Source organism: Pseudomaricurvus alcaniphilus, assembly GCF_011440395.1.
GTDB lineage: Bacteria > Pseudomonadota > Gammaproteobacteria > Pseudomonadales > Cellvibrionaceae > Pseudomaricurvus > Pseudomaricurvus alcaniphilus.
In genome coordinates this window covers 274,009-286,431 of record NZ_JAAOIX010000004.1, presented here as the reverse complement: position 1 = coordinate 286,431, position 12,423 = coordinate 274,009, and the positions used below count along the sequence as shown (strand labels likewise).

The 12,423-nt window shown below is 60.0% G+C and carries 9 protein-coding genes; 5 read left to right on the top strand and 4 right to left on the bottom strand.

The window, feature by feature from the left end; translation table 11 throughout:
• Positions 1–41 precede the first annotated feature (41 nt).
• Together G8764_RS11255 and G8764_RS11250 are read left to right on the top strand one after the other, a co-directional pair.
• Positions 42–905 carry a DNA ligase gene (locus tag G8764_RS11255; RefSeq protein ID WP_166164729.1) on the top strand — a complete coding sequence of 288 codons (864 nt, stop codon included), beginning with the start codon at positions 42–44 and terminating at the stop codon, positions 903–905.
• Positions 906–1,112: 207 nt separating this feature from the next.
• Entirely contained in the window at positions 1,113–1,475 is a 363-nt protein-coding gene (locus G8764_RS11250) for a cupin domain-containing protein (protein WP_166164728.1), read from the top strand.
• 54 nt (positions 1,476–1,529) lie between these two features.
• Here the strand turns inward: G8764_RS11250 and G8764_RS11245 are convergent, their stop codons facing one another.
• The 4 genes from G8764_RS11245 to G8764_RS11230 form a co-directional block, all read right to left on the bottom strand.
• Positions 1,530–2,555: a zinc-binding alcohol dehydrogenase family protein gene (locus G8764_RS11245; protein WP_166164727.1), complete on the bottom strand. Its 1,026-nt coding sequence runs from the start codon at positions 2,553–2,555 to the stop codon at positions 1,530–1,532.
• A 284-nt stretch (positions 2,556–2,839) separates the two neighbouring features.
• Complete coding sequence (locus G8764_RS11240; RefSeq protein ID WP_166164726.1) at positions 2,840–4,807, bottom strand: Clp1/GlmU family protein; 1,968 nt, start codon at positions 4,805–4,807, stop codon at positions 2,840–2,842.
• A gap of 261 nt (positions 4,808–5,068) precedes the next feature.
• Positions 5,069–5,638 carry a gamma-glutamylcyclotransferase gene (locus G8764_RS11235; RefSeq protein ID WP_166164725.1) on the bottom strand — a complete coding sequence of 190 codons (570 nt, stop codon included), beginning with the start codon at positions 5,636–5,638 and terminating at the stop codon, positions 5,069–5,071.
• A 250-nt stretch (positions 5,639–5,888) separates the two neighbouring features.
• Positions 5,889–7,625 carry a potassium/proton antiporter gene (locus tag G8764_RS11230; RefSeq protein WP_166164724.1) on the bottom strand — a complete coding sequence of 579 codons (1,737 nt, stop codon included), beginning with the start codon at positions 7,623–7,625 and terminating at the stop codon, positions 5,889–5,891.
• Positions 7,626–8,476: 851 nt separating this feature from the next.
• Between G8764_RS11230 and G8764_RS11225 the strand changes: the two genes are divergently transcribed.
• The 3 genes from G8764_RS11225 (at position 8,477) to G8764_RS11215 (ending at position 12,354) form a co-directional block, all read left to right on the top strand.
• Complete coding sequence (locus G8764_RS11225; RefSeq protein ID WP_166164723.1) at positions 8,477–10,603, top strand: TonB-dependent siderophore receptor; 2,127 nt, start codon at positions 8,477–8,479, stop codon at positions 10,601–10,603.
• 88 nt (positions 10,604–10,691) lie between these two features.
• Positions 10,692–11,726 (top strand): PepSY-associated TM helix domain-containing protein, encoded by a 1,035-nt coding sequence (locus G8764_RS11220; RefSeq protein ID WP_166164722.1) that lies wholly within the window; start codon positions 10,692–10,694, stop codon positions 11,724–11,726.
• Positions 11,727–11,862: 136 nt separating this feature from the next.
• On the top strand, positions 11,863–12,354 hold the full coding sequence (locus tag G8764_RS11215) for an Lrp/AsnC family transcriptional regulator (RefSeq protein WP_166164721.1): 492 nt from the start codon (positions 11,863–11,865) through the stop codon (positions 12,352–12,354).
• The last annotated feature ends 69 nt before the right edge of the window (positions 12,355–12,423 follow it).

Genomic DNA, 12,423 nt, shown 5'->3' with positions numbered 1-12,423 from the left:
TGCGTTATCAGGATGCGCCGCGGATGAGCAGGGAGAGATTGATGAGCCGGTGGTTGTGGATTGTGTTGTGGTGTTTGGGCGGTGGTGTGTGGGTAGCAGAGGCGGCGGCTGGTCGAGTCACCGTACCCTCACCCGAGCCGCCGGGGCTCATGTTGGCCAATGTCTACCAGCGCGATATCCAGCTGGCCGATTACTGGGTAAGTGAAAAGCTGGACGGCGTCAGGGCGTACTGGGACGGCTCGCAACTATTCTCCCGTGGCGGACATCCCATTCATGCGCCGGTCTGGTTTACGGAGGGCTTTCCGGCGCAGCCCCTCGACGGTGAGCTGTGGATGGGGCGGGGTACGTTTGCCAGGCTGTCCGGTGCAGTGCGGCGCCAACGGCCAGAGGCGGACAGCTGGCGACGAATCCGCTTTATGGTATTCGATCTGCCGGCGGAGCCCGGTGACTTTGATCAGCGCCTGCAGAGAATGCGCGAATTGCTCGGAGGTCATCCATCCAGCTACCTCGCCCTGGTGGACCAATTTCGCGTCGCCAGCGAGGCGCAGTTGCAGGCGCGTTTGCAGGCGGTCGTGGCTGCCGGCGGTGAGGGCCTGATGTTGCATCGCGGCACTTCCCACTACCGGGCCGTGCGTTCGGATGACCTGCTGAAACTGAAAACCTATGAGGATGGTGAAGCGGTGGTGGTCGCTCATATGCCCGGCCGGGGCAAGTATCGGGGGCTGCTGGGCTCCCTGCTGTTGGAGTTGCCGTCCGGGCAGCGTTTCAAGGTCGGCAGTGGTTTCTCCGATGCCGAACGACGCAACCCGCCGCCGCTGGGCAGCACCATAACCTTTAAACACCACGGTACAACAGCCACGGGCCTGCCGCGCTTTGCCACCTTTCTGCGACGGCGCTCCCAGTAGTATGGGGAGCTTCACTCCGTCCCCTTTATGGGAGAGGGTGTGGTACCTGCCAAGCCACTTGTGCCGTCGGCAGCGCGGTAAACGGCGAAAACTGCCGAATGATTGCAGTCATTAGCTGCCAGTGGCGCAGCGGCATTACCTACAATTCTACGCTGGCGACATTGGCGCCGAGCCACTGTCAGGTCTTTACTCATCCAGAGATTGCTTATGTCACTGCTGAAAACCATTGTACAGAACCCTGTAGAAGCGCCCCGTGAATCCCGCGTCGCCCCCGAGCGACTGGTGGAGGGCAACCCGCTGCTCAAAGCATGGCCGGCGGAACTTGCCGCCGATGGTCGCATCAAGACCGGTATCTTCGAGTCGACCCCCGGGGTCAACAAGTCGATCAAAGGCGATACCTTTGAATTCTGCTATCTGCTCGAAGGGGTGGCGGAACTGACACCCGAGGGCGGTGAGCCGGTGATCTACCGGGCCGGCGACAGCTTTGTTATGAAGCCCGGTTACCGGGGCCTGTGGCGCACCATCGAAACGGTGAAGAAGATCTATGTGGTGGTAGAAGGCGTCTCGTAGAATGGGGACAAAGTCCCCTTTTACTGCTTTTACTCAACCATTCCTGGCTCTCGGTTAAAACCCCTGCAACACAATCTTGCCAATCGAGCGGCCGGACTCCAGTTCGGCGTGGGCGGCGCGCAGGTTTTCGGCATTGATGGGGCCCAGGTTTTTGCCGGCGGTGGTTTGGATATAACCGCGATCCACCAGCTCGGCCACCCGGTTCAGCAGGCGGCTCTGTTCGATCATGTCCGCGGTCTGGAACATGGAGCGCGTAAACATAAACTCCCAGTGCAGTGACAGGCTCTTGGGTTTCAGTTTGAGGATGTCGAGGGATTGAGGGTCGTCGATTAAAGCGATCTTGCCGCGCGGCGCCAGCACTTCGGTATAGCTATCGATATAGCTGTCGGAGTGGGTGAGGCTGGCAACGTGAGTAACCGGGCCGATGCCCAGGGCTTCAATTTGTGCCGGCAGTGGCTGGCTGTGGTCGACAACATGGTGTGCGCCCAGTTGCTTGACCCAGGCTTGCGAGCTCTGCCGTGAGGCGGTGGCGATCAGGGTGGCGCCGGTGAGGGCTTTGGCGAGCTGGATTAAAATCGAACCCACGCCGCCGGCAGCGCCCACAACCAGGATCACTTCATTGGAGGGTTCGATTGCGTCCGGGTTCTGTTGCTGAATGGCCAGGTGGTCGAACAGCATTTCCCAGGCGGTGATGGCGGTTAGCGGCAGGGCGGCGGCGTCCGCGTCTGACAGGTTCTTGGGCTTGTTACCCACCAGCCGTTCGTCCACCAATTGGTACTCGGCATTACTGCCCTGGCGGTTGAGGTCGCCGGCGTAGTAGACCTGGTCGCCGGGCTTGAATTGGGTGACGGCGTCGCCGGTGGCAACCACCTCGCCGACGGCATCCCAACCCAGTACCTTGTAGTCGCCGTCGGCGGGAGAGACTCGCTGGCGTATTTTGCAATCCACCGGGTTGACCGCGATGGCCGCCACCTTGACCAGCAGGTCGCGGCCACTGGCGCTGGGTTGGGGCAGCTCGAAGTCGGTTAGGGAAGCCGGGTCATTGATGGGCAGGGATTTGCGATAGCCAACAGCTTGCATGGTATTTCTCCGGTGGTGTTGGGGGATTGCCGGGCATCAACCTCGGCAGTCAGTGGACCACATCATAGGGCCTGGCGTGATTCCATTAAACCGTGTAATGCCAGAATCTCTATCAATGTTATTTTGACAATACCTGGCCAGCCCGGTTGCTTTTCACTGAATACTGGCGAACTGCCGGACTAACGGCACGGCAATAGTTGCTCATGTCCTCGGGGGCGGTGACTGCCAACTCGCTGGCGTTAAACCGGCGGGAGTTTAACCAGTGGGAGTTAAACCAGTGGGAGTTAAACCAACTCTCGCTCGAGTGTTGTCGGCACGACCACCCGCGAACTCAATCCCTGCAACTCCCGGTACACAGCCTCCCGCTGCCGCTCGTAACGGTGGGAAAAGTGAAAGGCGACCAGCTGTTTTACCTGGGCCAGTTCGGCAATGCGGGCGCAGGCGTCGGTGGTGAGGTGTTGGGTGCGCTCGGCCTGGGCGCGATCGGCCAGCATAAACGAGGCTTCACAGAACAGGGTGTGGGCGCCCTCGGCCAGCTGGCTCAATTTTGCGATATTGTCCGGGCTGTCCCTGAAATCGGTGGCATAGGCAATTTTATCCCCCGCTTGCTCCAGCAACAGTTGCGCAGCCAGGTCGCTGACGCTGGCGCTGCGGCCCTTGCCGAGCTGGATGCGCTGTTGCCACTGACTGCGCAGGTAGGCGTGTTTGAGGTCTTGCAGCCAGGGGCCGGGCTGCAGCCCCAGGGCCTGCAGGCGCTCTTTGCGCACGTTGAGGCGATTGCGGGATTCAAAGGCGTAGGCCAGCACCGGGATGCCGTGATCGAGCTCGGTGGCGCGCATAACAAAGCCCGGTTCGCGCCGGATAATGTTGTCGTCAATGGGCAGCTCGTCCAGCGGAACCAGGGTGTCGCCGCCGGCCACCAGTTGCCAGCGCTTGAGGTGGTCGCCGTGCCATTCGTGGATCTCAAAGCGCGGTGCGCGATCTTCCACCCGGTCCCAGAGAATGCCGTTGACCATGCCGTGGATGTGATGGGCGATACCGGCGGGGCCGTACAGGCGGCAGGGGGGAAAGTCGCCGATACGACAGCGCACCAGCCACATAAAACCACCTATGTGGTCGGCGTGGGCGTGGCTGATAAACAGGTCAGTAACCTGGTGCGCGGCGCGCAGGGGCATGCGGCCGGCATCGCCGATATCGAACAGCAGGCTGCGGCCCTGGTGCAACAGGCGCAGCTGTAGCAGCGGGTCGCCCATAACACCGTTGACCAGGGTGGCGGTGACGTTGCCGGCGCGCACCGCCACCTGGGGCTCCCGGGCCACGCTGGTGAGGGCGCCGAGTTCCACCCGCACTTCACTGGCGCCGCTGTTTGCGGGTAGCGGCGGCGGTGCTACAGGTTTGGGAACTGTGCGCAGCACCCCGTTGCGATGCACCGCGTCGCGCACCAGTAACTGCTGCACCGACGCCGGCAAACTGGCGACCCGCAGGTGCAGTTCGTTGGCGGCGACCCGGGTAACCTCACCCAGTGTCTGCAGCCGACCCTCACCGTACAGCGCCACCTGGCGCCCGCGCCAGGCATCGACGTCCGCCAGCGCTGGCGGCGTCCCCAGCAGGTTCAATTCAGTGGCGGACAGTTGCAAGGTGTTGTTAGTGCCGAGGTAATCCTGCCAGCGCTGGCTGCGCTGATGCAGGCGGTCTGTGCGCGCCAGCGGCCGGGCCTGGGGCGCGCAGGGCAGCTGAATCACTGTGGCAGAGAGGCTGCGCAGCGCCGCAGTCAATGGCAGCGGTGCGCCGGCCGGGCTCAGCAGCAGGCAGGCGTCCACGGCCGCGGCTTGCGCCAGGGCCAGCAGCAGTTCGCTGGCGCCGGGGCCCTGTACCAGCCCGGGGGTATCGATCACCAGGGTGCGGTTGCCGACCCGGGCCAGCAGCTCGGTCGCCGCCGTGACCAGTGGCAGGCGAAAGCGTCCGGCATCCAGGCTGCACAGCGGCGCCTGGGCAAAAGCGATCCACTGCCCACCTTCACGATAACCCAGGTTGAGGCAACCGGGCGGGCCGAAGGCCGGTAAACCGGGGTCACAGCTCAGGCACCAGCCTGTGCCTCCCAGCTGCGCCAGCTGGTCCAGCAGCGCCGCCGCCAGGGTACTTTTGCCCACCCCGGAGGCGCCCACCAGCAGCAGCCGTTTACCGCCGAATGTCAGCAGCGGCTCCAGGTCGGAGAGGTCGGACAGGTCGGGTAAACAATAGAACCGGTTCACTCGCAGGCCTCGCGCAAGAACGGAAGTTTAAGTGTAACCGCGAGTTCCGGGCGTGTCATGGAGAGGCGCAATAGCGATGTCTTGTACGTCAGGTTCCACTCACTGCAGGGGGAGTTTAATAGGGGACAGGCCAAAATGGCGATTACTTAAGTTGCGAAAGATCCAGCTTGTCATTCCCGCGCAGGCGGGAATTTAGGAGCTCAGGAGCCTGCGTTAATCCCAAAACGCTGGAAGATTCCAAAGTGTTAAACCGGGGGAGCTTCAATCTGTCCCCCTGTTATTCAGGTAGCGCTCGATGGCAAATACATGGGCGTCGTCTTCACCCAGTTGCCGCAACGCGGTGGCCAAATGCAGGACATAGTCGCGATTGCTGCCGCTGGGTCCCTGGGCGGCGGCAATCTGGGCCGCGATCTCCGTCTCGGTGGCCGGCCCCAGGTAGGCGCTGTTGTCTTCCCGGGCTACATAGAAAAGCCCCTCGACCTGCTCCCCGTCGGCAAATTCGATCGCGGTGGCGAGGCGTAAATAGCCGTTTTTCTCGCGCCGATCCAGGTGCTCGAATTCCTGCGGCGTGATCAGGTAAGCCATGCCCTCACAGACGGCTCCGGGCTGCGATGCCAGGGTGAGCACTCGCCCCGGGGCCTCGGGCGTGCCGCGATGATCGTGGGAACCCTGCCAGAAGCGCCGTACCCAGTGATGAATCCTGGCCGGCCGGCGCTGGATAAAGGGGAAGTCGGCCTTGTAGATCAGGGAGCCGTAACCAAACAGCCAGACACTGTGGTGGCGGTCAAAGCGATTCATGCGCTGGTTGATGTCGATGGTATTGGCAGACATAGTGGAACGATTACTTGGCTCTTAAGTCGGTCCTTTATTTTATAGCATAAAGGAAGCGTGCGTGAGGTTGGCTGGCGCTCTGCCTGATCGCGCTTTGCCGGCCAGGTCACGAGTTTTCGCAGGTCTGCTCATGTCGGGCATCGCTCGACGAAATCGCGTCGGTCAAAGCGTCGATAGCCGATACTGCGGCACCTGAAGCCGGGCAATGCCAGACTCCGGACACCACCGCCCGGGCCATCGAACTCCTCCATCAGCCGGGCCCGGACTGGCCCAGCTTTAACCCCACCGCGGTAATCTCGTCGCCCTTGAACTCCCGCACAACAAACTGCACCGAGCCCAGCTTAACCCGGTCGCCAATAACCGGTTTGCCATTAAACTTCTCGCGGATAAGCTCGGCGATGGTCAGCTGCTGGTATTTCTCCTCTACCGTAAACCCGTACAGCTGGGATAGCTCCGCCAACCGGGACTGTGGCTGGATAATAAACTCGCCAAAAAATACCGCCGAGTCCAGGCGCGGGGTCGGCGCCGACAGGGCGAACAGGCGATTGAGGGCGGCGCTGGTACCGGTGGCCGCCAGGATCAGCGCCTGGTCATGGGCCTGCAAGGTTTGCTGCTGTGAATCTTCCAGCATAATACCCTGGCGCACCACGCCCACCAGTTGCGCGCCGTCGGACAAGGGTAAATATTTGCACTTCTTGCCGACGGCGGCGCTGCCCGGCACCGCTTCATAGACCAGGATTTCCTTGTCCTGGTATTGGGGTATTTTCAACACCAGGTGCTGGGGTTCCCGCGCCGGTGGCGGCAGTTCAATCTGCAGCCAGCGCGCCAGCGGCGCGATGGTCCAGCCCTGCAGCACCAGCGAGATGAAGACCACGAAAAACACCAGCTCAAAATAGGTTTTGGTGTGCTCCATACCGGCCAGCGACGGAAATAAAGCCAGGATAATCGGCACCGCACCGCGCAGTCCGCACCAGCCAATAAACACCTGTTCGCGCCAGGGAAAGCGAAACGGCAACAGCGACAGCAACACCGCCAGCGGTCGCGCCACAAAGATCAGCACCGCCGCAATGGCGATGGCCGGCAGGATGATCGGCGGCAGGTTACTGGGGGTAATCAACAGCCCCAGCATCAGGAACATACCGATCTGGCTGAGCCAGGCCATGCCGTCGTGGAAGCGGTGAATATCGCTGCCGTAGGGCAGGGGTTTGTTGCCGATCATGACCCCGACGATATAAATGGCGAGGAAGCCGCTGCCGCCGCCGAGGTTGGTGACGCCGAATACGCTTAAACCGCCGGCCATGGCCAACAGTGGATACATCGACACCGCCAGGTTCAGGCGCTGCAACAGCAGTGCCAGCAAGTAGCCGCCGGCCAACCCGCCCACCAGGCCGAGGCCCATTTGCCGCGCCAGTTCGGTCAACAGTGGCCAGCCAAAGTCGCCGTCGCCCAGGGTCATCACTTGCACCAGGGTCAGGGTCAGGAAGATGGCCATGGGATCGTTGGAGCCGGACTCTATTTCCAGGGTGGCGCCGGTGCGTTCTTTCAGTTCCAGCCCGGCAGAGCGCAGCAGGCCGAACACCGCGGCGGCGTCGGTGGAGCCGACAATGGCGCCGATCAGCAGGCCTTCCTGCCAGGGCAGTTTTAAAATCCAGTGGGCCGCCAGGCCGGTCAGGGCCGCGGTGATTAACACGCCCACCGTGGCCAGTGACAGGGCTGGCCGGAGACTGACCCGAAAGGTATCCCGGCGGGTGCCGAGGCCGCCGTCGAAAATGATGATGGCCAGGGCCAGGTTGCCGAACAGGAAGGCGAGGTTGAAATCGTCGAATTTAATGCCGCCGGGGCCGTCTTCCCCGGCCAACATGCCGAGCACCAGGAACACCAGCAGCAACGGCGCGCCAAAGCGCCGTGAAAGGATGCTGGCAAACACGCACAGCAAAGCCAGCAGCGCGCCGCCAAAAATATACTGGCTGGTGAGTTCCAGGGCCATTCCGTTTAAATTCCTTGTCCTGTTGTTCGTGCCGTCGTTACGATATCGGTTGAATACGCCCTGCTGGCTGGTAGCGGTTGGGTTGGTCAGGTCTCCAGGGATGCGACAAGTGCGTTCATCCGTGGCAAGAGCCAGCACACATAAATCGCCTGAAATTCAGGGGGCAGGGCAGCAGAGGTACTTATACAAGAAACGTCGAATGGCTACCAGTAAAGGACTGCCTTTCCCGGCTGCTACATGTTTCGAAATGGTAACAGCGAATCGTAATAACTTGCTTATGCCGGCGTATTTCAAGTGCCAGGAATTCACTGGCAGCAGATCGAGAGCAATTGGACGTTTCAGGCGCAACCCTGGTTGCCCGCAAGCAGCCTGTCGCTGGCCGGAGTAGATTCTGCTGCAGTGCCAGTTATGTCAGCAGCAATTGTCGTATGCACCCTTGGCTATCTTGGTGCATTGCCGGGTTCCAATGTGGTGCATCCGCCGCTTTTGGCCAAAAAATCCCCGATTTTGACCGCCCGGCAGGGCTTGCACAGGGGCAAGGTGTAACCTGGCAATCCCCGTGGCAAGTGAGTGGAAAGGAAATTGTCGTGTTTCAGAAGGTACCACTTTGGGGGTGATCAGCATAATCTGCCAAATTTTTTCAAGGCATAAAATATTTCGCCGCCAAAGGCCGCGAATACGAGCCAAATTAAAAAAATCAGGGGCGTAGACTCAATTTAGAACGGAATACATGCATCGCCTTTACCGGTTGCATTGCAAGGACTGCAACAAGTTGTGCGTCAAAAGAGCGCAGCTGTAAGGGTCGATTCAGGACCAACACTTTGAAATCGTTCTACTCCAGGAGAGTCACCATGATGAAACAGCCGCACCTTGGCAAAACCCTACTATCGGCCGCTATCTGCCTGTTTGGAAGCGCGCAAGTACTGGCGGCGAAAGCCGACGGCAAGAGCCTCGAAGAGGTCGCCGTCATTGGCCAGAAACAACCCTATCGCGGCGACACGCCGCTGGAATCCCTGCCCCAGCAAGTCCAGGTCATGTCCGGTGACCTGCTGGTGGAACTCGGTAAAATGGAGCTGCAAGGCGCGCTGGATATGGCCGGCGGTGTCGCCCGCCAGAACAGCTTTGGCGGGCTCTGGGACAGCTTTGCCATTCGCGGTTTTGCCGGCGATGAAAACCTGCCGTCCGGTTACCTGATCAACGGCTTTAGCGGCGGCCGCGGTTTTAGCGGCAATCGCGACGCCTCCAATATCGAAACCATCGAAATTCTCAAGGGCCCGGGTTCTGCCCTGTACGGTCGCAGTGAACCCGGCGGCACCATTAATATCGTCACCAAGAAGCCGCAGTTTGAGCGCGAAGGTTATATTCGCACCTCGGCTGGTCGCTATGATACCTATCGCGTGGAGGGTGACTTTACCGACAAGTTGTCCGACAAAGTGGCGTTTCGCATCAATGGTGCTTACCAGGATGCCAACAGCTTTCGCGATACTGTGGAATCAGAAAAGCTGTCGCTGACGCCGTCTTTCCTGTTTGTGCTGTCCGACAGCACCAGCCTGAGCTATGAGCTGGAATACCTGAGCCAGAAGGCGCCATTTGACCGCGGTATTGTGGCCATCGATGGTGACCCGGAAGTGCTGCCTGTGTCGCGCTTCCTGGGTGAGCCCGGTGATGGCCCCACCGAAATCACGGCTGTGGGCCATCAAGCGGTATTGCAGCATGACTTTGCCGGTGGCTGGTCAATACTGGCGGGTGCCGGTGCACGATCGTCGTCGTTTGAAGGCTGTTCATCCGGGGCTGAGTTGTCCGGTGGGCGCCAGTTACTGGATGATGACGGTATGACGTTGGTGCGCCAGCCCCGCTGCCGGGATTACGATGCCGATGACTTGTCCGGCCGTATCGAGCTGACAGGTACTTTTAATACCGGTCCATTCACCCATCACCTGCTGGTTGGTGCAGACGCCTACGAATACGAGTTGGAATCGATCCAGGATCGCTTTCGGGTAGCGTTTGGCACCGGTGATACCACCTACGCTATCAATGTATTCAACCCGGTATACGGCCAAACCCGCCCGCCGTTGTCACCGCAAACCAATAACCTGGAAGAGCAGAGCGCCAAGGGCATTTACCTGCAGGATCAAATCGATCTGTCGGCGCAGTGGAAGATGCTGATCGGTATACGCCGCGATGATTTTGATCAGGATATTCACAATCGCCTGCGCGATACCCGCAGCAAGCAGTCACAAACCAAGACCAGCCCACGCTTCGGCCTGGTATTCGAGCCTACTAATAACTTGTCGTTGTACGCCAGTTACTCAGAAGGGTTCCGTCCCAACAGCGGGGCCGACTTTGATGGTAACGCCTTTGAGCCCGAAGACAGCAAATCCTACGAGCTGGGTGTCAAATGGACTTCCCCCAACGGCATGCTCAATAGCACTGTGGCCCTGTTCAAGGCAGAAAAATCCAACATCATTACCTCGGACCCGGTTAACCAGGGCTTTTCAGCTGCACTGGGTGAAGCCGAAAGTAAAGGTATTGAGATTGACCTGACCGGCGAGCTGAGCGAGTCACTGCGCTTGATGTTCTCCTACGCCTATGTGGACGCGGCCACCACCAATGATGTCGTCAACGCCGACTGGGGTGTGCCTATCCCCGCCGGCAGCCCGCTGATCAATATTCCCGAGCACAGCGGTAATTTGATGCTGGTGAAAAGCTTTGAGATTGGTGGCGCAGCTTCCACTGCGGGCATCAGCGTCAACTACGTCGACGATCGCCTGGGGGAAACCATTGATCCCACTTATGTGCTGCCGTCCTACACACTGGTGAATCTGTTTGGGTCCTATCAGGCCAGCCAAAACCTGAAGTTGTCGGTGAATATCGACAATGTCACCGATGAGAAGTACTACGTCAGCTCCTACCACAAGTGGTGGACGACACCGGGTTCTCCCATGACCTACACCGTGGGCGCCCAATACAGCTTCTGATTTTGCACGCTAGAAGTTGACTCAATGCCGGCAGGGGTCACCCTGCCGGTGTTTTTGTTTTTGCTTACACAGTGACTCTGCCCATACCATGAGATTCAAGCCGCTGCTGTTCAAGCTCCACACAACCCTGGGGATCTACTTGGGGGTTCTGATTCTGTTGCAGCTGCTCAGCGGTACAGTGATTGCCTTTCGCTGGGAGCTCAATGACTGGTTGTATGCCTCGTCCCTGCCAACGGCGGCAAGTACCGCGCGGCTCAGTGCCGGCCAGCTGCTGGAAAATTATTCGCGCCAGCATCCCGGGCAGCACATCAGGCGTGTGTTCTTTCCCCGCACCGAGCTCAGCCCTTATATCTTGCAAGTGACCAGCGCCCAGGGGGACTCCCTGGTGGCCCTGGACAGCGCCAGCGGTGCGCTGTTGCAGGCCGGCGGCTGGCGCCAGTTTCCGGTGGAGGCCGCACTGGCCCTGCACGCCCATCCGCTGCCGGGGCTGGCGGGTCTGTTGCTGGTGACCAGCACCGGTTTGTTGCTGCTGAGCATGATTATCAGTGGCCTGGCTTACGGCTGGCCGCGCCGGGGCCGCTGGCGCAGCCTCTGGCAAATCAGGTGGACGCCGGGTTTTCGCCACTGGGGGCGGCAGTTGCACAAGGCGTTGGGGTTTGCGCTGGCGCCGCTGGCGTTGCTGCTGGTGATTACCGGCCTGCTGATTATTTTGGAAACCCTGGCAGCGCAACTGGCTGCCAGCCCAGCGCCAGCGGCGGTGGTGAAAAATAGCCAGCTGTTGAACGCCACTGGCATCGATGGGGCCGTGTCACTGGCGCAGGAAAAGTTTCCCGCGGCGCAGCTGCGCGACCTGCGTCTCGGCGGTGAGCGGCAGGTGACCTTGCAGCTGGTCACCCCGGCGCAACACCCCTGGGCCATCGATCGCCTGCGCATCGATACGGAGTCGCAGGAGATAGTCTCCATGCTGTTGGCGGCAGACAATTCGGCCCTCTGGATGCAGATGTTGCCCCTGCATACCGGGGCGCTGTGGCATTGGCCTGGCCGCCTGCTGATGGTTGCCACGGCGGCGGGCCTGCTGGTGCTGCTGATACTGGGTTGGACGATCAGGTGGCGGCGGCGCTGATTATTGCCAGCGATCGCTGCGAATTGGCTCGAGGCCGGTTATTATGGCGGACCTTAAACCTGCCCGGAGGCTGGACACTGCAACGGTCGGCCCCGGTAGTACCCGATAAACATTATTTGCAAGAGTAACAACGACTATGGCCAGCATGAAACTGGATCGGATCGACATCAATATTCTCGCCGAGCTGCAGCGCAATGGACGTATCACCAACACCGACCTGGCCGATGCCGTGGCGTTGTCGCCCAGCCCCTGCCTGACCCGAGTCAAACGGCTGGAAAAATTTGGCTACATTACCAGTTATAACGCCCACATCGCCCTCGACAAGCTGGGCGAGACGGCGACCATTTTCACCGAGGTGACGCTGGACGATCACCACCGGGAAAACTTTGCTCGCTTCGAGCAGAAAATCAAATCCGTAGACGAGGTGATTGAATGCCACTTGATCAGTGGCGGTTACGATTACCTGTTGAAGTTTGTCACTCGCGGCATCGGCCACTACCAGGAATTGATCGAGGAAATTCTGGAGAGTGACTTCGGTATCTCCAAGTATTTCAGTTACATCGTGCTGAAATCACCGATTGTCAAATTGCACTACCCGCTGAATACGCTGTTTAAGGCCGAGCGCTAGTTTGGCCGCGGCAGCGCAGAGTTTGTAGCCGCCCGTACCTGAAGGAGAATTTGTTATCTGTGCAGCCAT